Source organism: Bowmanella dokdonensis (assembly GCF_017254865.1).
Lineage (GTDB): Bacteria > Pseudomonadota > Gammaproteobacteria > Enterobacterales > Alteromonadaceae > Bowmanella > Bowmanella dokdonensis.
The window spans coordinates 421,989-444,023 of the sequence record NZ_JAFKCV010000004.1 but is presented as its reverse complement, the minus strand read 5'-3'; the positions used below and the strand labels follow the sequence as shown (position 1 = coordinate 444,023).

The following is a 22,035-nucleotide window of genomic DNA, read 5'->3' as shown; positions in this document are numbered from 1 at the left end:
GTTTCTTTCCTGATTGTGGATGATCGCCCCGACAGGGGCCGACTGTGCCACGCTAGCGGTGGTTATGTGCTAAACCTTATACCTATCTGATTGATCAGGTTGGTATAACCATCATTCCACTGCCAGGAGAGGAGAGCCAGATGACCATTACCGTAGGGATCACGCACCATACCGAGTACCATTACGAGAAGGCCATCAACCTCGGACCCCACGTCTTTCGTCTGCGTCCGGCAGCCCACAGCCGCACCCCCGTTAAGAGTTACTCCCTGAAGATCTACCCGGAAGATCACTTTATCAACTGGCAGCAAGATCCCTTTGGTAATTACCTGGCCAGGGTAGTCTTTCCGCAGAAAACCTGCAAATTCTGGTTCACCGTGGATCTGGTTGCCGAAATGACGGTGATCAATCCTTTCGACTTTTTTCTTGAAAGCCATGCGGAGACGTTTCCCTTTAGCTATGAACCCCGCCTGCAACAGGATCTGCAACCCTACCTGGAATGCCAGTCAGGACAGCAGCCGTTCCGGGAACTGGTGGACGCGGTGCGGCCGGAGAAACAGACCCCCACTGTCGATTTTCTGGTGTCCGTCAACCAGCACCTGTATAGCATGATTGAATACGGCATCCGTCTTGAACCGGGGGTGCAAACCATTGATGAGACCCTTGAAAAGGCCTCCGGCTCCTGTCGCGACTCGGCCTGGCTGCTGGTTCAGCTGTTCCGTCATCTGGGCCTGGCGGCCCGTTTTGTGTCAGGCTATCTGATACAACTGACCGCAGACGAGAAGTCCCTGGACGGCCCCAGCGGTCCAAAGCAGGATTTTACCGACCTGCACGCCTGGACCGAAGTCTATGTGCCGGGGGCCGGCTGGATCGGACTGGATCCCACCTCCGGTCTGTTTGCCGGTGAGGGGCATATTCCCCTGGCCTGCACCCCTGAACCTGCTTCTGCCGCCCCTGTTACCGGCGCCATCGATCAATGTGAGTCCACCCTGGATTACAGCAACCAGGTGACCCGGCTGAAGGAGACCCCGAGGGTGACCCGGCCCTACTCAGAAGAACAGTGGCGTCTCATCGAAGCCCTGGGTTATCAGGTGGATGAACAGCTTGCCAGGGACGGGGTCGAACTGACCATGGGCGGAGAGCCCACCTTTATCTCCATCGACGATATGGAAAGCGCCCAGTGGAACACCGCGGCGGACGGCAAGGACAAACGACGCCTGGCGCACAATTTATTCTTGAAGATGTGCGACACGTTTGCCGAAGGGGAACTGCGCCATTACGGACAGGGTAAATGGTACCCGGGCGAGCCCCTGCCCAGATGGCAGTACGCCTGCTACTGGCGCAAAGACGGCCAGCCCCTTTGGCAGGATCCCGCCCTGCTGGCCGATATTAATCAGTCCGGTACAGCCGATCACCGGCAGGCTGGGAAGTTTGCCCACCAGTTGGCGCGACAACTGGGGCTGAAGGAAAAAGCAGCCCAACCAGCCTATGAGGATGTGCTCTACCATCTCTGGCAGGAAGGCAACCTGGCAGAGGATCCCGGGCCGGATGCTCCGGAGCTGTTGCACGCCATGACCCGCCAAGGATTTCTCGCTAAGCTGGAACGTGGGCTGGAAAAGCCCGCCGGCTATGTGCTGCCCCTGCAGTGGGATCCGGCCTTTGAAGGCTGGCAAAGCTGTATCTGGACGTTCCGCCGGGCTCATTGTTTCCTGCTACCCGGCGACTCGCCCATGGGCTATCGCCTGCCCCTGCAGAGTCTGGGCCAGGCCGAAACACCGCCGGAGCGCGATCCGGCAGATATCCCCGCCGCTCTGGACCCATTGCCTGACAAACAACAAGGCTACCTGAGCGAGAAACTCGTTACCACCGCCATGGCAGTTGAGGTCAGGGACGGCCGTTTGTATGTCTTTATGCCGCCACTGAGCCACCTGGAACACTATCTGATGGCACTGGCCGCAGTGGAAGCCACCGCCAGGGAGCTCAAGCAGCCTGTGGTGCTGGAGGGCTACACCCCGGCCCATGATCCGCGCCTGGAGAAGTTTGCCGTCACACCAGACCCGGGGGTGATCGAAGTCAATGTGCATCCCTGCCGGAGCTGGTCACAACTGGTGGACAACACCACAAATCTCTACCATCTGGCCAGGGAAAGCCGCCTTGGCACGGAAAAGTTTATGCTGGATGGCCGGCATACCGGCACGGGCGGGGGTAACCATGTGACCCTGGGCGGTGCCACCCCTGCGCAGAGTCCGTTTCTGCGCAGACCGGATCTGTTGCGCAGCTTTATTACCTACTGGCAGCACCACCCCGGATTATCCTACCTCTTCTCCAGCATGTTTATCGGTCCCACCAGTCAGGCCCCCAGGGTGGATGAGGCACGCAACGAATCCCTGTATGAACTGGAGATCGCCTTTTCCCAGATGCCGGCCGGTGAAACCCCGGCCCCCTGGCTGGTGGATCGGTTGCTGCGCAATTTGCTGGTGGATCTGACCGGTAACACCCATCGCGCGGAGTTCTGCATCGACAAACTGTATTCCCCTGACTCTCCCACGGGCCGGCTGGGGCTGGTGGAATTTCGCGGGTTTGAGATGCCGCCCCATGCCCGTATGAGCCTGGTGCAAATGTTACTGCTGCGCACCCTGCTGGCCTGGTTCTGGCAACAGCCCTATCAGAAGAAGCTGGTGCGCTGGGGCACCGAATTGCACGACAAGTTCCTGCTACCCTATTTCGTCAAACAGGATATTCAGGAGATCTGCCGGGATCTGCAACAGGCCGGTTATCCGGTAAAAATGGCCTGGTTCGAGCCCTTTCTGGCATTTCGTTTTCCGCTGTGCGGAGTACGCTTTGTCGATGAGATAAAGATGGAGCTGCGCGCCGCCATCGAACCCTGGCATGTGCTTGGCGAGGAAGCCACGTCCTCGGGCACTGCCCGTTTCGTCGACTCATCCCTTGAACGGGTACAGTTGCGTATGACTAATCTGCCCGAAGGTCGTTATATAGTGTCCTGCAACGGCCGGCGAGTACCGCTGCACCGCACCGCCAGACGCGGGGAGTTTGTCGCCGGTATCCGTTTTCGCGCCTGGCACCCCCCTTCTGCCCTGCATCCGACTATCGGCGTCCATGCCCCTCTGGTATTCGACCTGTATGACAGCTGGTCCGGCCGTTCCGTGGGCGGTTTCACCTACCATGTGAGCCACCCTGGCGGACGTAACTTCGCCACCTTCCCGGTCAACGCTTTCGAGGCAGAAGGACGGCGTATCGCCCGTTTCTGGCAGCATGGACATACGCCACCGGCCTTGCATCAGCCTGATCAGATACCCCAGGCCAGTCAAAGAACTTTCTCCTCTCACGACAGCATGGCAAACTTCCATCTGCCAGAGGATGAGCCGGTGAACCCGGATTACCCCAACACTCTGGATCTGCGTCGAAACCCTGAATAGCCCAGCAGGACCTTATGAATCAGACCGCTGTCGACAAACATCCTGAACTGAGCCTGCCAGGCTGGCTTAGTCAGTTTCTGCAAGATCAAATGTCCGGTTCAGGGAATGTTCCCGGACCCCTGGCCAGTCTGTTTGGATATCTGGCCGGCCTGTCGGCTGAGGATATCAGCCACCGCGCCACAGAAATTCGTCGCCTGCTGAAAAACAGTGGTTTCCTCGATACCCGGGATCAGCATCGTTCGCCTCTGGACCCGCTGCCTATGCTGATTAGCGAAGCGGACTGGCATTTTCTGGAACGTGGCATCCGGCAACGGGCCAAACTGCTGCAGACCGTTTTACAGGATTTGATGGGTAACAAGACACTACTGAGTGAGGGCCTGATCAATCCGTCACACCTGTTCCAGCATCCCCTGTACCTGCGTGAAAGCTACAGTCTGCCGGCGGAGGAGCAGGGGCTGTTTGTACTGGCCATGGATATCGGCAGGGACCAGTCCGGACGGTGGTTTATCCTGGACGACCATTGCCAGGTGCCACTGGGATTGGGCTTATTGCTGGAGAACCGCATCGTCTCCCGCCGGGTCATGAGCGAAGTCTTTGCCGAATGCGGTGTGCAGCGTATCGCCAGTTTTCTGCAACAGATCCAACAGGCCATTGGCCAGTCCACCCGCAGTCTGCGTGACCCAAGGGTGGTTATCCTGACCCCTGGCCCGGAGGACCCCAACTACTCCGAACATGCCTATCTCGCCACCTATCTCGGCTACACCCTGGTCAGGGGCGCCGATCTGACCGTGCGAAAAGGCAAGGTCTGGATGAAATCACTGGACGGGTTGCGCAAGGTGGACGTGATTGTCCGCTGGCTGGAAGACCGTTACCTGGACCCTCTTGAGCAGGCCGATTATTCGCTGCAAGGCGTGCCCGGCCTGTTGCAGGCGGTGCGCATGCAGACAGTCAAACTGCTTAACCCCCTCGGCTCAAGCCTGCTGAACATTCCCACTGTCAGGACACAGTTGCCTGCCCTCGCCGAGCGCCTGTCGGGCGAACCTTTGCTGCTGAGTGAGCCTGAGTGCGTGGCGGCCGGCAACCTCGAGCGTCAGTATTGGCGGGATTATGAGTTCCACAGTTACCTGGATCCCCAGGTCCGGCTGGATGGAGAACGACAACGGGAAGCCATGGACAAGCTGTCCACCGGCCAGTTGGCCGAAGGATTTTTCCGTCGCAAGGTCACATTGGAAAGCGCGCCTTTCCTGCATAAACGTCAATTAACTGCCAGGCCCGTGTTCCTGCGCTGTTATGCCCTGTGTCAGCCGGAGAGCATCAGTGTGATGCCCTCCGCTCTTTGTCTGGCCGCAAATGGCCAGGGCATCAAAGACACCTGGGCGCAGACGGCGGCGCCCATGGATCTGGCTCCCCTGAGTCTGCCCAAACCGCGAAAGCTGCATGACCTGGCCCTGGTGGAAGGCCTTATCCCCAGCCGCACGGCAGAAAACCTGTACTGGCTTGGCTGCTATCTTGAACGATGTGAAGACATCTGTCGGCTGCTACGCCTGTTTATCGACCGCTTCACTGAACTGGCCATTTATCCGGATGCCAAGAATCGCATCGCCGTCGCCCGTTTGAAGGCTGGCATAGAACAACACAGCCTGCTCTATCCCTACCACAGCCTGCCGGCGGAAGGGGGCAACCCGGGCACCGCCGAATGCAAGAAACTGGCACAGGCCAGTATCGGCAGCAGTGAGCTTGCGGGCAGCCTTTACAACACCCTGGATACATTGCTCAAATCCGCCATGCAGGCCAGGGAACTGCTTTCCTACGACAGCCTGAGGATTATCGAAAGCCTCGAAACGGAAATGCACAGGCTGGAAAAGACCGGCCCTCAAACCGCCACCCATATGATGCAGTCGGCACTGGATCGCATCGTCGGGCAGTTGATGGCTTTCAACGGTTCGGTGCTGGACAGCATGTCCAACAGCAACGGCTGGTTTATGCTCGACATCGGCAGACGCGTGGAACGCAGCAGGCAACTGTCAGCCATGGTCGAAGGCCTGTTGTGTGAAAGCCTGCCGGAGGCTGAACAACAAAGTGTACTTGAGGCGGTGCTGGTTGCCCAGGTCAGTTCGGTAACCCACCGGCGCCGCTACCGCATGTACCAGAGCGTGGAAACCGGACTGGAACTGTTGCTGCTGGATGCGGAATACCCCCGTTCACTGGCGTACCAGACGGATAAGCTGGTTTCCCTGTGCCGTCGTCTCCCGGCCAAGAACAAACCGGGTTTTATGAGCGCTACCCAAAAAGCCCTGCTCAGGCTGACCGCCGAATGCAGCCTGGTGGAGCGGGATGAGCTGTTTACCGAACAGGGGGGTGAACGTCCAGCCCTGCGTCGTCTGATGCAGTCCATCCGCCATCATCTGGACGCCCTGCAGGAGATCCTGCAGGTGGAATACTTCTCCCATACCCGGACGTCCCGCAAACTCAGTTGGTCCAGTGAAAAGGGAGAGCCGGTATGAAATACCGCATCAGACACGTGACCACTTATCAATACGCGGAGAAGGTCAGCCTGAGTCAGAATCATGCCCGGCTAATCCCCCAGAATAATGAGTTCCAGCGCTGTTTGAATCATCAGATAAGCATCAGCCCCAATGCCGATTTCATGCAGGAGTATCATGACTACTTTGCCAACCAGGTGACGGTGTTCGAAGTGCCGACCCTGCATGATCAGATGGTGGTGACGGCGCTGAGCGAGGTGGAAATCTACAGTCGTCCCCAGCAGGGACTGTTTGATCAGCAATTGCCCTGGGAATGGGTGCGGGACAGGCTCAGTCAGCCGGCCGATCCCGTCACCCTGCAATGTGCCGAGTTTGCCCTGCCCAGTCGTTACACCCGCTCTGATGAGGCGATCCGACAGTATGCCCGGCAATCCTTTGCTCCAGGCAGGGCGATCATCGACGCCTGTGAGGAACTGATGAACAGAATCTTTACGGATTTTCAGTTTGATGCCAGCTTTACCACTATCAATACGCCGGTCTCGGAGGTCTTTGCCCATAAACGGGGCGTCTGTCAGGATTTTGCCCACCTGGCCCTGGCTTGCCTGCGCGGCCTGGGACTGGCAGCCCGCTATGTCAGCGGCTACATCGAGACCCTTCCACCACCTGGTCAGCCGAAACTGGAAGGAGCCGATGCCACCCATGCCTGGTTCGCCCTGTATGTGCCGGGGCTGGGCTGGCTGGATTTCGATCCGACCAACAACCTGCAGCCCGGCGAACAGCACATTACCCTGGCCAGCGGCCGGGACTTTGCCGATATCACCCCCCTCAAGGGCATCATGTTCGGCGGCGGCGAGCATCAATTAAAGGTGGCGGTGGATATGCATCGTCTAGACTGAAGGGTAAACGCCCGCCATGGACCACAGCGGTACGGGCCATATGGCGGCAGAGGGGAATAAGCAACGGAGGGAGCAATATGGCTTTTGACTGGCGTGACTATCCATCCCAACAGCTCTATGACGAGTTGGTCGATGAGCAGGGCCGACCCAGGCCGTGCGGCCACACCCTGGCGAACTTTCTGGCCGGGCTGTCCGAACAGGAACTGGCCACTGCCCGTTCGTCAGCGGAATATGCCATCAAGGAAATGGGCATCACCTTTACCGTCTACGGAGAAGGCAGCTCCATTGACCGGGCCTGGCCCATCGACATCATCCCCAGAATTATCTGCCACTCTGAATGGAAAGGTATTGAGGCCGGCTTAAAGCAACGGGTCGAAGCGCTGAATCTGTTTATCGACGACTTGTATCACAAACAGCAAATAATCAAGGACGGGGTGTTTCCCGCCGACTTATTGAAAAAATCGGTAAACTTCCGCCCCCAGTGTGTGGGCATTAAGCCCCCTCATGGCATCTGGGCCCATATTTGCGGCTCCGATCTGGTGCGGGACGGCCAGGGCACCATGTTCGTACTGGAAGACAATCTGCGGGTGCCGTCCGGCGTTTCCTATATGCTGGAAAACCGTTCCGTGATGAAGCGGGTCTTCCCGGAACTGTTTGAGCAGGTTTCGGTGCTGCCGGTGAACGACTATCCCTCACAGCTGTTCGATATGCTTTGCGCCATGACTCCCCGCCCTCAGGATACCCCAGAGGTCGTGGTGCTGACCCCGGGAGTGTATAACTCAGCCTACTTTGAACATTGCTATCTGGCCCAGGAAATGGGCTGTGAACTGGTGGAAGGACGTGACCTGATGGTGGACGATAACGACATCGTTTACATGAAAACCGTCTTTGGCAGGCGTCGGGTGGATGTGATCTACCGGCGTATTGACGACCTGTTCCTCGACCCAGAGGCTTTTAATCCCGAATCACAACTGGGCGTGCCGGGGCTGATGCGGGCCTGGCGCAGTGGCAACGTGGCGCTGGTCAATGCACCGGGGGCAGGCGTGGCCGACGACAAGGTCGTATACGCCTATGTGCCGGATATCATCCGCTACTATCTGGGCGAGGACGCCAAAATCCCGAATGTGGAGACGTATCGCTGCTATGAGCCGGATGCCTTTAACTATGTGACCGAAAACATCGACAAGCTGGTGGTGAAACCTGCCAATGAATCTGGCGGTTACGGCCTGCTGATAGGCCCCCGCTCGACGAAGAAGCAGCAACAGGAATGTATTGAACGGATCAAGGCCGATCCTCGGAATTTTATCGCCCAGCCGACCTTAAGCCTGTCTACCGTGCCCACCCTGGACGGCAACAGCATAGAAGGCCGACACGTGGACCTGCGGCCGTTTATCCTCTCCAGTGGACATCAAACCCATGTGACCACCGGCGGCCTGACACGGGTGGCCCTGGTTAAGGGTTCACTGGTGGTGAATTCCTCTCAGGGAGGGGGCAGTAAGGATACCTGGATTGTTGAAGAGGAGGGACGCTGATATGTTATCCCGAGTAGCAGAAACCTTGTACTGGACCGCCCGCTATGTGGAACGGGCGGAAAATGTCGCCCGCCTGGTGAATGTCAACAATCTCCTGTTGATGGATCTGCCCCGCGGCGTCTCCCCGGGGTGGGAGCCGCTGGTGGATATTATCGGCCACCGGGAGCTCTATGAGGAATTGCATGAGGAATTCCCGGAAAAGCATGTGATCAAATTTCTCACGGTAGACGGTCGCAATCCTTCCTCTATCCTCAACTCACTGCTGTATGCCAGGGACAACACCCGTACCGTCAGGGAGGTGATGCCAAGGCAGGTATGGGAAGCGGTAAACAGCCTGTATCACTATGTAAAGGAAAATCCCCACGAATGTCTGAGCAAACGGGGACGCTTTGTATTCCTCAAGCACGTAGTGGAATCAGTGCACATGATTTTTGGCGCCCTGGATGCCACCATCAACCATGATCAGGGCTATACCTTTATCCGCTTTGGCTCTTTGCTGGAACGGGCGGATATGACCAGCCGTATCATCGATGTGCGTTCTGCTACCCTCATCGACTCACCTGATGGGGCACCCTTTGAGAACATCCAGTGGATCAGCGTGCTGCGTTCACTGAGTGCATACCAGATGTATCGACAGCAGATGGGCGTGCGGGTAAAGGCAGAGGATGTGTTGCAATTTATGCTGAAAAGCGAAACCTTCCCCCGCTCGGTCACCTTCTGCCTGAAGCAGCTCAAACGCCTCAATCAGGACCTGCCCAACAACACACAGATGGTAGAGCGCATCGAGCACAGCATCGATGAACTTGCCAATCAAGAAGTCACGCAACTCAAGGGCAGTGCCCTGCATGATTATATTGATGAATTGCAGATCGATCTGGCCGATATCCACCAGCAATTGGCAGAGCAGTATTTTCTGCATTGAGTATCAACGCGTTAAAAACCGTCACGGCAGCGTCAGGCTGCCGTTCTTTTATCCGTTGCTTCGTGTTACAACATCTCCTCTAGGGCGTGTTTATCTTTCATATTAACGCTCTGCTGGAGGCCATTTTTTGCCCGGCAGGGAAGAAGGAGTGCGGTTTAGTGGGCCTAAACAAGCGACTGACCAATGGGAATGGAACCCATTGGAACAGCGAAGCTGGCCGCGAAGCGGTGAAATATAGGGACATATTTAATATCACGCTGCTGGACGGAAAAAAATGCCCGGAGCATTTTTTAACAGCTTGGCTGGCCGCTTGTCGGCAAGTATCAGGGATGATACGAGTAAAAATGGCCCCAGCCCGACGGGTTGAGGCTAAAAACCCTCACTCTGCGTTGCTCTCAACTTGTTTAGACGGCTAAACGGCGTTACTCGCGCCCTGATTGAGGAGTTTTTCGCTCTCAACAGAGGCCAATATGAAAGATAAACACGCCCTAACATAAGGAAAACATCATGAAATCAAGGCTTAAGATATTCACCGCAACACTATTTGCCGTTTGCGTAGATCTGGCGGCACAGCCAACCCTGGTGACCAACATACAGGGGTACCACATCCTTCCGGAACAAGGTTTGCAGAGCTTTTCCACCCTGGCATTTGAGAACGGCAAGGTCCTGGCAACCGGTGACAAGACCCTGATCGGTCAGTATCCCGGCGCCTGGGTGGTGGACGGGGAAGGCAAGACCCTGCTACCCGGCCTTATCGATGCCCATGGGCACCTCCTGGGGCTGGGCCAGAACCTGCTCCAGGTGGATCTGCGCGGCCTGACCAGTGCCAGGGAGTCGGTGCAAAAGGTCAATGACTATGCCGCCAGAAATCCTCAATTAGAGTGGATCATTGGCCGGGGCTGGAATCAGGTGCTATGGCATGACAAGCAGTATCCATCCGCCCGTCAACTGGATGAATTCCTGCCCGATACGCCCGTGTGGCTGGAACGGATCGACGGCCATGCCGCCTGGGTCAACAGCAAGGCGCTGGCCATCGCCGGAATAGGCAAAGACACCCTTGACCCGCCCGGCGGACAGATTTTACGAGATAAAGAAGGAAACCCCACAGGCGTCCTGATCGACAATGCCATGGGGTTGGTGGCTGATCATCTGCCAGAAACAGATTCAGCAAGCATGCAAAGAGCCCTGAACGAGGCCTCCAGTCACTTGCTGGAACAGGGTATCACCAGCATGCATGATGCCGGTATTGACCACCAGACCTACCATTTCTACCTGCAGCAGGCCGAGCAGCAGACGTTGAATATCCGCATCTATGCCATGATCGCCGCCTCCGATCCCAAGCTGATACAAATGCTGGAAAAGGGACCAAGGCGGGATAAGAAAGATTTTCTCTGGATTCAGAGCGTTAAGGCCTATGGAGATGGCGCCCTAGGCAGTCGTGGAGCGGCGATGCTGGCGCCCTATTCAGATGATCAGGACAACAAGGGTCTGCTGGTCACGGCAGAGCAGGATCTGCCTGAACTCTTTCGTACCGTGCTGAAACATGGCTTTCAGCTTAATTTTCATGCTATCGGTGACAAGTCCAACCGTTTGGCGCTGGATCACTATGCCAAAGCTTATGAGCAGGTGGGTGGCCGCTCACTTCGTCATCGAATAGAGCATGCGCAGGTGGTTTCAACCGATGATATCCCCCGCTTCAAGGAGTTGGATATCATCGCCTCCATGCAACCAGTCCATGCCACCAGTGATAAGAATATGGCCGAAGACCGCATTGGGAAAAAGCGTTTGGAAGGCGCCTATGCCTGGAAACGCTTTATTGACCAAGGCACTGTGCTTGCCGCCGGGTCCGATTTCCCGGTGGAACTGGCAAATCCCTTCCACGGCCTGCACGCTGCGGTGACCCGCCAGGATCACGAGGGCGAACCTCCCGGCGGCTGGCAACCAGAGCAGAAACTGACTCTGGAGCAGGCGTTGCGAGCCTTCACTCTGGATGCGGCTTATGCGGCGCACCAGGAAAAGATTCTGGGCAATCTGGAACCCGGTAAGTGGGCGGATTTTATCCTTATCGATCGGGATATCTTCAATATTCCCGCCGGGCAGATATGGCAGACTAAAGTGCTGCAAACCTGGGTAGCGGGTGATCAGAAGCGCTGAAAATCAGTGGCAGGTCTCGCCCTGCCACTAAATCCACACATCAGGTGGATAACCGGGCGCCAAGCCTTTACTGTCCTTCGTAAAGGGTCTTAATCCAGCGCTCCTCGGTAATAAACTCCCAGCTCCAGTCCTGCCATTTATCTTCCAGACCGTCCTTGACTATCTGATCCAGGGCGATACCAGCGTCCTTGCGTTCTTTCACAAAAGCTGCGGTTTCCTCAATCATGGCGAGAAATTTCTGATAGTCAGCTTTGCCGGACAACTTGCCATGGCCCGGGACAATCTGTGAGTTTTCATCCAACATACTGATCAGTCGCTGAACGTTGTTCATATAACCCGCTACCGAACCGCCGCCTTCCAGGTCGATGTAAGGAAAACGGCCTTCAAAGAACAAGTCCCCTGTATGCAAAACATTGGCATTGTTAAACCACACTACGCTGTCGCCATCAGTGTGGCCGGCTGGCAGATGCATGACCTTGACGGTTTCGTCGTTGAAGTGGAATTTGATACCGTCCTTATAAGTCACTACCGGCAGGGCGGCGGGTTTATGATCTTCCTTGTCCGCCAGCCGGTAGCGCACATTGTCATGGGCGAAAATAGTGGCGTGGTGATGTTGTTTGAACCAGGCATTGCTGCCCGTATGATCCCCATGATAGTGGGTGTTCACTATATATTTGACATCAGACTGGCTTACATCTGCCAGGCTGGCGGCAATTTTCTCTGCCAGGGGCTCAAACTGGTCGTCGATAATGAGCACCCCGTCTTTGCCTGCCGACACGCCGATATTGCCCCCCGCACCGGTCAGCATGTAAACCGAGTCGCCCAGGTGTTGTCGCTCAATCTTGACGTTGGCAAACCTGTCATCTGCCAGCAAAGAGGTAGTGAAAAAGCACAGTAAGATGAAAAAGCGCATGTTGGTTTCCCTGTTGTTATTGGATTTATCAATATAGTCTTTCGGTCAGGAGTTGGAACCCTTCAGCCCAGCAAATCACCGAGTTTATGTTTGTTGCGCCTGGAAAGGGTCAGTTCCTGGCCGTTTTTCAGCAGTACGCTGTAGTCGCCTTTTTCGTTGGGCCTGAGTTCTGCAATACTGCTGCTCCTGACAATGGACGAACGATGTATCCGGACGAATACTGAAGGATCCAGTTGGCTTTCCAGGGTAGTCAGGGTCTCCCTGTGCAGAACGGACTTACCGTCGAACAGATGCACCTCTGCATAGTTACCGGCCCCCAGGATATACTCAACCTTGTCTACATCCACCAGGCGTATCCGGCCCGGATCTTTGACTACCAGGCGAGTTTTGTACTGACGGTGCCGCTCATCCATCATATGACGGATCAACTGCCCTACCTGCCGATAGTCGCCAAATGCCTGCTCCTTAAGCTTTTCCTTCGCCCTGTTCAGGGCTGCGTAGAACCGCTCATCATCATAGGGTTTAAGCAGATAATCGATGGCATTGAGCTCGAAGGCCGTAATGGCATATTGGTCATAGGCGGTGACAAATACCACCATGCACTTATCTCCTATCCGCTCTGCCAATTGAATGCCCGTCAGTCCCGGCATCTGGATATCCAGAAACACCAGTTGTGGTTGTTCCTTTTCAAACAGCTTCAGGGCCTGATTGCCATCGGCGGCCTCCAGCACTGTAGTGATGTCTTTCTGATCTTTCAGAAGCAACTGGATGGTTTGCCTGGCCAGGGTCTCATCGTCCGCCACCAGTACCTTAATCATCGTCCCCTCCTGTAGGTATCATCACATAGGTTTCAAAGTATCCGCTGTCCAGCTTTGACAGCGTCAGCTCAAACTCCCGGCCATACAGTTTTTGCAGCCTTTCCCGGCAGTTCTTCAGGCCAATGCCAAAGCCATGATGCTCATCCTGTTCAGGCACTTTATTGATCAGCCTGATATGTAGCTTACCGGGACTGCAACTGACGCGCAGATCGAGCAGATTCTGGTCGCTCTCCAGTTGTGAGCCGTGTTGCACCGCATTTTCCACTAAAGGCTGCAGCAGCATGAAGGGAACTTCTTCTCGCAGGCAAGCTGGTTCCACCTCCACACGGGTTTGCAGTTTCTTATCAAAACGCATCTTCTGGATGGTCAGGTAACTGTTGATGAAGTCCATCTCCTGGGCCAGGTTGATTAACTGATTGCTTTGATTTTCAAGCACTTTTCTCAGCATCAGACTAAGCTCACTCAACGCCTTGACTGCCTGGTCTTTCTTGTCCAGGCGAATAAGACTGGCAACGGTATTCAGGGTATTGAACAAAAAATGCGGGTTTAGCTGGGATTTGAGTGATTGCAGCTCCAACTGCATCAATTGACGTAACAGACTCTCGCTCCTGGCTTCTTCCTTTCTTGCTTTTTCATAAAATTGTGTGATGTATCCCACGGAGACCACCGCCACATAGACGAGAAAGTCCATATGCCATGCTCCGCGCTTGACCATGATAAGAAGTGCTTCCTGAAGCTTTTCCAGACCGGCACCACCTAATTCAAAGGAAGCCACCAGAGGCACCGCCAATAGGAGAAAGCCCAGAAAGGACACCGCCGTCATGATGACCAATTTCAATACCGTCAGTTTCCATCGCTGCATGTCCAGCGGGATGATCCGGGTCCCCGCCACGATCAACGGACTGATCACTGCCCAGGGCATCCACCAGCCTGAGTAGTAAAGCCACATGGTGGTCCACTCCATCTCCCTTCCGGCTCTGATATAGCTGCGGTAGGCCAGATCGGCCGAATAACTGTTCATCAATAACCAGATGACCAGGCCAATCACCCAGAACCGCCATGATGGCAGGTTACGAAGAAAATGTAACAACATGGGAATCCTGCAAATCAAAGCTGGATTATTCACCAGCCCGATAGTCAAAGGCAAACAGCAGCTTATCCCTGACTCAAAACCTTTCACCCCTTGAGTAATTAAATCTTTATTTATCAAACACTTGCAATGCACAATATTTAACCAGTCAACGGGTTTCGCCCACTCATCACACCACCCTGGCCTTTTATCCCACCCCTATGTGTGCTGGCGGATCCCTTGTGTCGTCGGTCTCGTGCAGGCACTAGCGTAATTCCTGATAACAAAGGTTATCTGACATAACCATTATAAGTTTTACAGGAGATACACATGAACAGAGGCTCAAAGATAGCCCTGGCCGTGCAGTTGGCTCTGGCCGGCAGCAGCGCTTCACTACTTTCATCCGTCGCTCTGGCACAGGACAACGCTGAAGAGTCGGTTGTCGAAAAAATTGCCGTGACAGGGTCTCGTATACAACGGGTGAACATGGTGAGTGCCAGTCCGGTGACGGAAATCACTGCCGCCGATATCGCCATTACCGGCCTGACCAGGGTTGAAGATATTCTCAATGACATGCCGGCCCTGTTTGCCGCGCAGACCGGTATGGCTGCCAATGGTTCTACCGGCACAGCAACCCTGAACCTCAGAAATCTGGGTCCGACCAGAACCCTGGTGTTGGTTAATGGTCGCAGGCTGCCTGCCGGCTCTCCCAATGCCGGCGGTATTGCACCTGACGTCAACCAGATCCCCGCCTCCCTGATTGAGCGCATTGAGGTACTGACCGGCGGCTCCTCTGCGACTTACGGATCGGATGCCATCGCCGGGGTAGTCAACTTTATCCTTAAGGATGACTTTGAGGGTTTCTCATTCGACTTCCAGCACAGCTTCTATCAGCACAATAACGACAATGATCTGGTGCAGGAACAGGTCCGGGCACTGGGCTTTGAATTACCCGACAGTAATGTCCGCGACGGCCACTCCAATGATTTTTCATTTATGATTGGAGCCAATACGGCGGACGGACGTGGCTATGTCACCATGTATGCCACATTCCGGGACATCAAGGCCCTCACCCAGTCCGAACGTGATTACAGCGCCTGTGCGCTGTTCTATGATGCCAACAATGAATTTATCTGTGGCGGCTCAGGCACCATTCCAGAAGGCCGTTTTACCGATTTCGTCAATTACGACTACCAGGTATCAGGACATGAGTTTGTGCCCAGGACCTCCCTCTATAACTACGGCCCCCTGAACTACTACCAACGCCCGGATGAGCGTAAGACCTTTGGTGCGCTCGGTCAGTATGAGGTGAACGAGCATGCGGAGATCTATGGGGAAGTCAGCTTCATGGACGACAGAAGCGTGGCGCAGATTGCTCCCTCCGGTGCCTTCTTCGTCACCAGCACATTGTTCTGTGGCAACCCCTTGATGTCCGAACAGCAGTTTCAGACCATCTGTGCTTCTCAGGGTCTGACCCGTGACGATACCCTCACCGGCGTTTATATCGGCCGACGCAATGTCGAGGGAGCGCCCAGGCAGGATGACCTGCGTCACACTTCCTACCGTGGCGTATTGGGGATACGGGGCATTATCAATGACAACTGGTCTTACGACATGTTTGCCAACTATGGCTCAGTGGGCTTTGTGCAGACTTATCAGAATGATCTTTCCACTACCCGCATCATCCGTGCCCTGAACGTGGTGGATGATGGCAACGGTAACGCCGTCTGCCAATCTGTCATCGACGGATCCGATCCCGCCTGTGTACCCTGGAACGTCTTTGAGGAAGGCGCTGTGACGCAGGCCATGCTCAACTACCTGGTCCTGCCGCTGTATTCGCGCGGTGATACCACCAGCACCCAGGTGACTGGCTATGTTACCGGCGATTTGACTGAAGCAGGCATCATGGTGCCTGGCACCAGTACAGGGGTGGGCGTAGTGGCCGGTGTGGAATACCGTCGCGAGTCGCTCGTATTTGCACCGGATCAGGGCTTCCAGTCTGGTGACGGCGCGGGTCAGGGGGGCCCCACCGGTGCGGTGAGTGGCGCCTTCAATGTGAAAGAGTTCTTCGGTGAATTGAATATCCCCCTTGTGGAAGACACGGCCTTTGCGGACCAACTGACCCTGGAGCTTGCCTATCGCTATTCCGACTACTCCACCGACCAGACCACCAATACTTATAAATACGCCATGAACTGGGAAGTGAGCGAGGATCTGAGGGTTCGCGGCAGCTTCCAGCGGGCAGTAAGGGCCGGTAACGTCCGTGACCTGTTCCGCCCCCAGACGCTGGGTCTGTTTAATATGAACGATGATCCCTGTGGCGCCACCGGCACCATGTCACTGGAAGACTGCGTACGCACAGGCCTGGATCCTTCTCAGTACAAGTCCCCTGCCCTGACCAGTCCGGCCGGACAGTACAACACTATTACAGGCGGTAACCCAAACCTGGAACCCGAAGAGTCCGATACCCTGTCTTTCGGGCTGGCGTTCTCGCCTAGTTTCCTGCCCGGCTTCAATATGAACATCGACTATTTCAATATTGATGTGCAAAAAGCCATTACCAACATTCCCCAGACCACTATTCTGGCCAATTGCGGCGCGACGGGTGACCCCACTTTCTGCGGCCTGATCAATCGTGGTCCTAACGGCAACCTCTGGGTGGGCACAGCGGCAGTAACGGCAACCGATATCAACATCGGTTATCTGGAGACCTCAGGGGTCGACCTGGAAGCCAACTATGATATGGAAATTGGCGAAATGGGCGGGTTAAAGATCGGCCTGGTCGGCACCTGGCTTGATACGCTGGACAACCTGCCTATCCCGGGGGGAGACGTCATTGAATGTGCCGGCGTCTGGGACCGCACCTCATGTGGGCAGCCGACTCCAGAATGGCGGCATAACCTGCGATTGACGTGGACCACCCCCTGGGATGCGAGCATATCGGCCACTTGGCGCTACCTGGGTGAGGTGGATGAATATACCGGCTTTAACCAGCCAGTCGGTCCCACCTCCTTCAGCGCCCAGAATTATCTGGATCTGGCAGGCACCTGGCAGGCCCATGAGAACATTTCTGTACGTCTGGGTATCAACAACGTGCTGGACAGGGAACCGCCGCTGCTACCCAATGCGCCTACCGGCTCAGGTAACGGTAACACCTTCCCCGGCTTCTATGACGGCCTGGGCCGCTATATATTTGCCGGTGTCACCCTGACCTACTAGGCCGATACGAAGACAAAAAGCCACCCTCAGTGAAGTGTCCAACTTTATGGGGGCACTTCAAAGCCGGTGGCTTTTTCTTACCCGCAGCCGTATGAAAAAGGGGAGAGGTATTCAGGCTTCAAGTCTATCGCCTATACCGATATAGTTGTAAGCATTCATTTCCAAGAGTGATTTCTATGAGTCTGGCTTACGCGGATGCCTGGGATGCCTACTGGCAGAATGCCTGTTCGGCGGATTTTACGGACAAGGAGGTAGACCAGCCCCTATTGAGCCGCCTGTGGCGATCACTGTTCCTGGAAGAGTTCCGGCAACATTGCCCGGCCATAATGCTGGAGGTGGCCTGCGGCAAAGGCGCCGTCAGTGAAATAGCCCGACACTGTATGGAAGAGATTCCCGGCCCGTCCCCCACCCATCTTTGTCTGGATTACTCCCTGGCGGCGGTTAAGACAAGCTGTCAGCGGGCCAATCCGGATGCAGGCCTGGTGGCCGATGCCGCCAGGCTGCCCCTCCAGCCTGGCTCCGTGGATCTTATCTTCAGTCAGTTTGGCATTGAATATGCCGGTAAGGAAGCCATCCTGGAATGCGCCAGGCTGCTGAGAAAAAACGGCTTGTTCTCGGCTCTTATCCATTATAGGGAAAGCGCCATTTCTATGGAATCCCAGAATAATCATGCGGCTTTGTCCCAGGTCGAAGCCAGCCTGATTTTTGCCCGCGCCCGGGTGCTGTTCAAAGCAGGTTTTGCAACGAGTGGCTCACCCGAAGCTGATCCTGCCTTTCGTCAGGCCGACCAGTCTTTAGCTCCAGCCGTAAGTCAGGTCACAGCAGTGCTGCAGCGCTTTGGCCCCGGCGTAGCCGGTGGCATAGTGCTGCAGTTCTACCGGGACCTGGGTCAGATGTTCAACAATATGCAAGCCTATGAGTTGACTGCCATTCTCGATTGGCTGGACAGAATGGAACAGGAGCTGCTCAGCTACCGCCAGAGAATGGCCTCCATGCTGGGTGCGGCTATGGATGCAGGCCAGATAACACAGACCGCTCAACAACTGGAAACTTGTGGCCTTAAGGTAGAGAAGTGCTCCCCAATAGAAAGTGAACAGGGGATACTGGCATGGCACCTACAGGGCAGGGCGCGGTGATCTATTCTGAATTCAGGTAGGCAAATCTGTCCACCAGCCTGCCTTCCACCTCAACCTTTCCGGTAAACATCTCCAGAGGCCTGACCCACAAGGCCCCGTCACCGTAAAGCGGACGATAGACCACCAGCAGGCTTTCATCTTCTGAGTGGCGGGCCACTCCTACCACCTGGTAATCTTTGCCCTTGTAATGCCGGTAGCGACCGGGTACGACTGACTGGCTCACTGTAAATAGACCTTAAGCTCGTCGCGAACAGGCATGGGTTTGATGGCCGACACATTGGCCCCGCCGGTATTTCCCACGGGCACCCAGATCCGCGAAAACAGCAAAGCAGCTGTGATCCTCAGCCATTGGCCAACTACTTCCCTGCTATTGCCCTGGCACCAGGCAACTTTAAGCATCCACCAGTGACTTCTCACATGCAGACGGGTGCTGGGCTGGCCCAGCACGTGGGCATTCTCGAGGTGGTAAAAGGCTGTTTGCCAGTTTTGCTGCGCAAAGGCTTCCAGCATCTGCTGCCATTGCTTCTCAAAGCCTTCTCTGCGGGCCGGCGTCATAGTCTTGTTCCTTACAGCTAACGTAAATACCTGGCGGCCAGCGCCACAACAGGTGCCGCAGACGGCATACCGTGCTGCCAGTCCCCCCCTTCCACTCCGCTGCCCGCGATATCAATATGCATGTAAGGCAAGGGCTCTGCACTGCTCAGACCATGCTCTTCCAGGCCCGAGGCCCTGACCAGAAAAGCCATGGGGAATTGATGCCCACGGGCGGTGACGGATGAGGCCGCATTATTGCAGGACAACACATCGTCGGCCTTGCTGCGAGGGCGGATGAAGTGAAAGTCTTCGCGACGGGAACGGGAGACCTCGCCTGGATCGCCCCACAAATCTCCCAGGTCCACCAGCTTCTGTGCGCATTGGTGGTCTCGGGACGGGCCGTTTTCCACATAGGCCGTGTAGGGACCAAAGGCCCTGGCGGCATGGCCGGTCAGGGTGGCGATGGAGAACAACTTGGCGTCAGTGGCGCCCTTGGCATCTTCACGGAGATGGGACAGCAGATCGGCGAGCACCAATCGCCCCTCGGCATCCGTGTTGCCGATGCGAACCCGGGTGCCGGCATGACTTTTGATAATCTCATCGGCGACGAAGGCATCGGAACCGATACTGTTGCGTACGGCGCCAATCTCAGCGACGACTCTCAGACCTTTGGGTTTGAGCCGGGCCACCGTCTGCATAAAGCCGGCCACAGCAGCAGCACCGCCCTTATCCCGGCTCATGCCGGCCATATGTCCGTCCACCTTCAGATCCGCTCCACCTGTGTCATAGGTGATACCTTTACCGGCAAACAATAAGGTGCGCTGGGGTTCGCCCTCGCCCTGGTATTCCATCCGAATAACCCTGGGCTGGTGGCGCTCCACATGGGTGGAGGCGCGTGCCACCGCATGCAGCAGTGGATAATCCTGCCGCAACTGGGCATCGTCAGCTATAACCCTAACCTTAACCGCGCTGCCGGCAAAGGTCTGCTCGCAGTACTCTGCAAATTTCGGCGGTGACATCCGCTCAGGCTCTGTGCCGCACAGGTCCCTGGCTACCCGCCGACCTGCCTCTACTGCCTGTAGCCATGTCAGGTCCAGCTTGCCACGGGCATAAAGACCGATACACTCAACCGGCTCTGTACTCTCTTCCCCCAAGGCTTCCCTCGCCTCCAGTGGCTGCCACAGGGCCTGACAAGCTCCCAGGTAGGCTACCTCCAGACTGTATTGATAGAGTCGACTGTCAGGCACACCGGCTACCACCAACAGCGGTTTTCGGGCGCCGGCATCCCGGGCCATGACGATGGCCTTTTTAGCCGCATCGGCAAAACTGCGCACATCGTCATAATCACGGTTCAGCGCACCGGTAGGGGCATAGATCAGCCGACCGCCGGCTATTTCACTGGAAATCAACAGGATAGCCTCCTGGCCCACCCGGGCATCGATACGCTGGTGAGCTTCGATAGTCTGGCGCAGCAACAAATTATCCAGGCCTTTGTGATCAGGGGCCACCAGGATTACGGCATCCCATTGGCTGCCGGATGTGATTGCACTATCCAGATTGGATTCGTCTTTGGGAAGGGGAAATGCCATATGTTACCTCGCAAGGGCGTCCTTGGCTGCGATGGCCGACGCTTCAGATTAGATAAGGTTATTGTGCCTGCATGCTCAGTCGCTCTCAACCAAACTTTGAGCGCCGAATGATTAAATAATGACCACCAGAGCCTGCCCCTGGCTTTTCAGGATTTAGCACCACTAAACCCGTGAAAAGGCCTGGATTGCCTGGAAAAATTTCTGCCTCCGCTGGTGCTCATTATCTAACCACTCGGTGCTCTAGCGGCAGGTCCAGTTGCTGGGTGTCAGTTTCCCTTGGCAGCATCACGTGTAAACCCACCAGACGGATACCCCGTCCCGCCTGCCGGTCAAGGGCTTCGGCCAGGAGCTCTCGAAAGTACTGCCGCTCAAGCCGGGGATATTTGTGTTCAACCGTGGTGAGCTGAAAGTCAGAAAATTTAAGTTTGATACCCTGATTCTGAATGCTCATATCGGGCTGAGTACTGGCCAGTCGTTTATGCAACCTGGGATACAGTTCCTCCACTATAGACCAGCATTGCCCGAAGTCGCGAATATCCTCAGGCAAGGTTACTTCCACACCGACCGATTTTCTCTGCCGTTCGGTATTCACTCTTCTTTCATCCTGACCATGGGCTCGTTGCCAGAGCACCGGACCAAACTTACCAAACTGCCGCAGCAACTTTTCAAAGGGATAACGGCGTACGTCATCACAGGTGTGCAGGCCCAGTTGTTGAAGTTTTTCCCAGGTCACCTTACCCACACCGGGTATTTTCTTCAGCTCCAGTCTGCGCACAAAGTCATCCAGCCGGTCCGGCGTGATCACGCATAAGCCGTCAGGCTTGTTGATATCGCTGGCGATTTTAGCCACAAATTTACAGGGTGCGACCCCGGCTGAAGCGGTAAGGCCTGTGGCCTGGTAAATATCCGCCCTCAACGCCTGGGCAATGCGGGTGGCGCTGCCGTCGTAAAGACTTGAGTTGCTGACATCCAGGTAAGCCTCATCCAGGGACAAAGGTTCGACTTTATCCGTATAGCGATGGAAGATTTCGCGTATCTGCTGTGACACCTCCACATAGAGCGCCATGCGCCCTCGCACCAGCACCAGCTCCGGACAGAGTTTCAACGCGTGGGCGGTGGCCATGGCCGACCGGACGCCAAACCGTCTTGCGGGGTAGTTGCAGGTGGCGATCACGCCGCGCCGATCGGCACTGCCGCCGATGGCTATGGGCACGTCCCGCCACTGGGGATGGTCACGCATTTCCACCGCCGCAAAGAAGCAGTCCATATCGATGTGGATAATTTTACGCAATGCCGGACATGTAACTGTATATCAATACAGTTATTCTGAATAAAG

The 22,035-nt window shown here is 55.8% G+C and carries 15 protein-coding genes; 8 read left to right on the top strand and 7 right to left on the bottom strand.

What is annotated here, in order from left to right; all coding sequences use genetic code 11:
- The first annotated feature begins 140 nt into the window (after positions 1 to 140).
- The 6 genes from J0A66_RS10040 to J0A66_RS10015 all read left to right on the top strand — a co-directional run bounded on the left by J0A66_RS10040 (position 141) and on the right by J0A66_RS10015 (position 11,421).
- Positions 141 to 3,434 carry a transglutaminase family protein gene (locus J0A66_RS10040; RefSeq protein WP_206573665.1) on the top strand — a complete coding sequence of 1,098 codons (3,294 nt, stop codon included), beginning with the start codon at positions 141 to 143 and terminating at the stop codon, positions 3,432 to 3,434.
- Positions 3,435 to 3,448: 14 nt separating this feature from the next.
- Positions 3,449 to 5,938 carry a circularly permuted type 2 ATP-grasp protein gene (locus J0A66_RS10035; RefSeq protein WP_206573664.1) on the top strand — a complete coding sequence of 830 codons (2,490 nt, stop codon included), beginning with the start codon at positions 3,449 to 3,451 and terminating at the stop codon, positions 5,936 to 5,938.
- The gene (locus tag J0A66_RS10030) at positions 5,935 to 6,813 is read left to right on the top strand and encodes a transglutaminase family protein (RefSeq protein WP_206573663.1); all 879 of its coding nucleotides are present in this window, start codon (positions 5,935 to 5,937) and stop codon (positions 6,811 to 6,813) included. Before J0A66_RS10035 ends, J0A66_RS10030 begins: the two co-directional genes overlap by 4 nt.
- A 77-nt stretch (positions 6,814 to 6,890) precedes the next feature.
- Positions 6,891 to 8,345, top strand: a complete 1,455-nt coding sequence (locus J0A66_RS10025; protein ID WP_206573662.1) for a circularly permuted type 2 ATP-grasp protein — start codon at positions 6,891 to 6,893, stop codon at positions 8,343 to 8,345.
- 1 nt (position 8,346) lies between these two features.
- The gene (locus J0A66_RS10020) at positions 8,347 to 9,267 is read left to right on the top strand and encodes an alpha-E domain-containing protein (protein WP_206573661.1); all 921 of its coding nucleotides are present in this window, start codon (positions 8,347 to 8,349) and stop codon (positions 9,265 to 9,267) included.
- Between the two features lie 507 nt (positions 9,268 to 9,774).
- Positions 9,775 to 11,421 (top strand): amidohydrolase, encoded by a 1,647-nt coding sequence (locus tag J0A66_RS10015; RefSeq protein WP_206573660.1) that lies wholly within the window; start codon positions 9,775 to 9,777, stop codon positions 11,419 to 11,421.
- A 67-nt stretch (positions 11,422 to 11,488) separates the two neighbouring features.
- On the opposite strand, the gene J0A66_RS10010 is transcribed toward J0A66_RS10015, so the two are convergent.
- The 3 genes from J0A66_RS10010 to J0A66_RS10000 form a co-directional block, all read right to left on the bottom strand.
- Positions 11,489 to 12,334, bottom strand: coding sequence for an MBL fold metallo-hydrolase (locus J0A66_RS10010; protein WP_206573659.1), 846 nt, complete (start codon positions 12,332 to 12,334; stop codon positions 11,489 to 11,491).
- Positions 12,335 to 12,396: 62 nt separating this feature from the next.
- Positions 12,397 to 13,152: a LytR/AlgR family response regulator transcription factor gene (locus tag J0A66_RS10005; protein WP_206573658.1), complete on the bottom strand. Its 756-nt coding sequence runs from the start codon at positions 13,150 to 13,152 to the stop codon at positions 12,397 to 12,399.
- Positions 13,145 to 14,245: a sensor histidine kinase gene (locus tag J0A66_RS10000; RefSeq protein ID WP_206573657.1), complete on the bottom strand. Its 1,101-nt coding sequence runs from the start codon at positions 14,243 to 14,245 to the stop codon at positions 13,145 to 13,147. The genes J0A66_RS10005 and J0A66_RS10000 overlap by 8 nt, the downstream gene beginning before the upstream one ends.
- Positions 14,246 to 14,551: 306 nt before the next feature.
- On the opposite strand from J0A66_RS10000, the gene J0A66_RS09995 reads away from it, so the two are divergent.
- Together J0A66_RS09995 and J0A66_RS09990 are read left to right on the top strand one after the other, a co-directional pair.
- The gene (locus J0A66_RS09995; RefSeq protein ID WP_206573656.1) at positions 14,552 to 17,440 is read left to right on the top strand and encodes a TonB-dependent receptor domain-containing protein; all 2,889 of its coding nucleotides are present in this window, start codon (positions 14,552 to 14,554) and stop codon (positions 17,438 to 17,440) included.
- A 176-nt stretch (positions 17,441 to 17,616) separates the two neighbouring features.
- On the top strand, positions 17,617 to 18,576 hold the full coding sequence (locus J0A66_RS09990) for a class I SAM-dependent methyltransferase (protein ID WP_206573655.1): 960 nt from the start codon (positions 17,617 to 17,619) through the stop codon (positions 18,574 to 18,576).
- 1 nt (position 18,577) lies between these two features.
- Here J0A66_RS09990 and J0A66_RS09985 read toward each other — a convergent pair whose 3' ends face one another.
- The 4 genes from J0A66_RS09985 to dinB all read right to left on the bottom strand — a co-directional run bounded on the left by J0A66_RS09985 (position 18,578) and on the right by dinB (position 21,990).
- Positions 18,578 to 18,799 carry a DUF1653 domain-containing protein gene (locus tag J0A66_RS09985; RefSeq protein ID WP_206573654.1) on the bottom strand — a complete coding sequence of 74 codons (222 nt, stop codon included), beginning with the start codon at positions 18,797 to 18,799 and terminating at the stop codon, positions 18,578 to 18,580.
- On the bottom strand, positions 18,796 to 19,131 hold the full coding sequence (locus J0A66_RS09980) for a DUF3703 domain-containing protein (RefSeq protein WP_206573653.1): 336 nt from the start codon (positions 19,129 to 19,131) through the stop codon (positions 18,796 to 18,798). Before J0A66_RS09980 ends, J0A66_RS09985 begins: the two co-directional genes overlap by 4 nt.
- A 17-nt stretch (positions 19,132 to 19,148) precedes the next feature.
- Positions 19,149 to 20,699, bottom strand: a complete 1,551-nt coding sequence (locus J0A66_RS09975; protein ID WP_206573652.1) for a M17 family metallopeptidase — start codon at positions 20,697 to 20,699, stop codon at positions 19,149 to 19,151.
- Between the two features lie 220 nt (positions 20,700 to 20,919).
- The gene (dinB, locus tag J0A66_RS09970; protein WP_206573651.1) at positions 20,920 to 21,990 is read right to left on the bottom strand and encodes a DNA polymerase IV; all 1,071 of its coding nucleotides are present in this window, start codon (positions 21,988 to 21,990) and stop codon (positions 20,920 to 20,922) included.
- Positions 21,991 to 22,035: the final 45 nt, after the last annotated feature.